Origin of the sequence: Gillisia marina (assembly GCF_000258765.1) — a bacterium.
Lineage (GTDB): Bacteria > Bacteroidota > Bacteroidia > Flavobacteriales > Flavobacteriaceae > Gillisia > Gillisia marina.
Genome location: NZ_AJLT01000092.1, coordinates 1 through 2182, shown reverse-complemented (window position 1 = coordinate 2182; position 2182 = coordinate 1). Strand labels below are relative to the sequence as shown.

Genomic DNA, 2182 nt, shown 5'->3' with positions numbered 1-2182 from the left:
TTTCAGTATAATACAAAAAGTGTCTTCCTCTCTTATATTAACTCGTTTTATAACAGCAACAATATTTGCACTTTTGACAAAGTTTATAAGTTACGATCTAATAGTGAATAATTTTGGAGGTCAAAATCAAATGGGAAACCACGATTACTCAGAAGCTCAAACAGTTAGTTATTTCTTAGCTATTATGGCTTTTATATTAGTAGCCGTAATTATGAGATTTTTAAAAAATAATTAATAACATAATGAAAGAAGTATACCTTGCTTATTTTGACTATTTAGGCTTTAAAGAATTTATAGAAAATAATGATGATGAAGTTCTAATACGGAGGATGGGACATATTTTTCGAGACATTGAAGGAGCTTTAGGTCAAGGAAAATATAATAAACCTCACAACGGAATTGTCTTAAGTGATTTATCACAGTCCAGTGTAAACTGTTTGAATATCTCTGATACAGTCATTTTTTGGACTAATGAATGTAATTTGGATTCTCTTATAGAATTGATTAAAGTAGCTTACGATTTCAATTGGAGACAAAATTTATTCAATTTTCCAGTTAGAGGTTCAATAGTTAAAGGTAAAATTCGAATAGTTTCAGGTAAACAAATAAATTCTAAAGGAGGCTCGTATTCTGTTCAATGTTTATACGGAAAAGGTTTAATTAAAGCACACAATAAAGCAGAAAATCAGAATTGGGCTGGGACAGTTATTGATCAAAGTGTAATTTCGGATTTAGAACAGGATTTAAACGGAAATAAAATTTTATCTGATTATGCAGTGAAATATAAGGTTCCATATAAAATAAATATGTGTCAAGATGAAGAATATGTATTAAAGATTGGAAAGGGAATTTATAATGAAACAGCTCTTAAAAATACAAAGGATACTATAATCGAAATCTTCTCCCTTGACCATAAATCAATCAAATCAGAAAGTGTTCAACTAAAAATTAAAAATACTTTAAAATATATCCAATTTTTAGCCGAGTAAAAAACGAAATGCCAACATCGTTTAACAGCAAATAGCGGGTATTGTGGTGAAAAGTGTTATTTTAGAAACCAATTAACAAACAACAAAACCGACAAGTTCGCGTCCCCATTCCACGCTACTTGCGTTAACCAAGACCGTTGTACCACATTTGAGTTTAGTACTAAAAAAGAGATTTATGAGTAAAATGACAAAAGAAGAAGCTGAAAATGAACTTTACCAACTTTGGTCAAATGGGGAAATCCCAAGTAACTTTACTTATGAGCATTCTGAATTTGATAGAGCTGTAGAACAAATGATGAAAAATGGAAAACTAGAATACTCTGATTTTTTCTAAACCATTAATTGAATTAATTAAGATTATCAAATTTCAACCTTTTGAGAAAAATAAAATCTAAATTCCAAATTATAGAAATTGGAAAATTTCGATTCTACTCAGGAATTTTAATTGGATTTGGTTATGGTTTTATAATTAATATTCTTCTGCGACTTTTAACTAAAACCAAAGATATAACGTATGCTATTGTAGATGGAAATTGGACAAAATTTTTAAATTCAGAACTCACTTTTTACAATTCCTTTTTAATCGGACTAATAGCAGCATCGATTGGATTTTGTTTTACAACCTATATTTGGATGAGTAATATTAAAGTGAAAAATAGAAAGGAAAAATTAAAAATTCAATATGCGCAAATAAACGCAATTTTCACTTTTGGAATAATCTTCTTAGTATTGTTCCGATTTTATCAAATTTACTTTCAATTTAATTTTGATGGATTTAGCTTAAACCTAGAAGAGGAATATGGAATATTTCTATATTTTTTACCTATTTATATTTTTATGAATAACTGGAATAATATATCTAGAATATATATAGTAAAACAACCTTTATTAATTTCAACTATGATTCTAATTCTATTTGGACTAGTCTTAAGCTGATAAAAAACGTGGTACAACATCGGTTAAGCGCAAATAGCGGGCATTCTAGTAAAAAGTGCTATTTTAGACACCAAGTAAAAATCAACTAAGCCGACAATAACGCGTCCCTACTCCACGCTACTTGCCTTAACCAAGACCGTTGTGCAACATACAAAAAAATGTACTTTCCTGAAATAGGTTGACTAAAAATTAAACCTTTTAGTACTATACCTATGAAAGAACAAAATGAACACTGTCGAAAAACTTCCTACAAAAAA

The 2182-nt window shown here is 28.9% G+C and carries 4 protein-coding genes; all 4 read left to right on the top strand.

The features are described 5' to 3' along the window. On the top strand, nt 1-235 hold a 235-nt coding region (locus ON07_RS17325), incomplete at its 5' end, for a hypothetical protein (RefSeq protein ID WP_010232617.1). A gap of 7 nt (nt 236-242) precedes the next feature. Continuing rightward, nucleotides 243-989, top strand: a complete 747-nt coding sequence (locus ON07_RS13755; RefSeq protein WP_010232615.1) for a hypothetical protein — start codon at nt 243-245, stop codon at nt 987-989. 175 nt (nt 990-1164) lie between these two features. Beyond that, nucleotides 1165-1323, top strand: a complete 159-nt coding sequence (locus ON07_RS16510) for a hypothetical protein (protein WP_155807247.1) — start codon at nt 1165-1167, stop codon at nt 1321-1323. Nucleotides 1324-1364: 41 nt separating this feature from the next. Beyond that, a complete protein-coding gene (locus ON07_RS13750; protein ID WP_010232613.1) occupies nt 1365-1925 on the top strand; it encodes a hypothetical protein in 561 nt (186 codons plus the stop codon). Nucleotides 1926-2182: the final 257 nt, after the last annotated feature.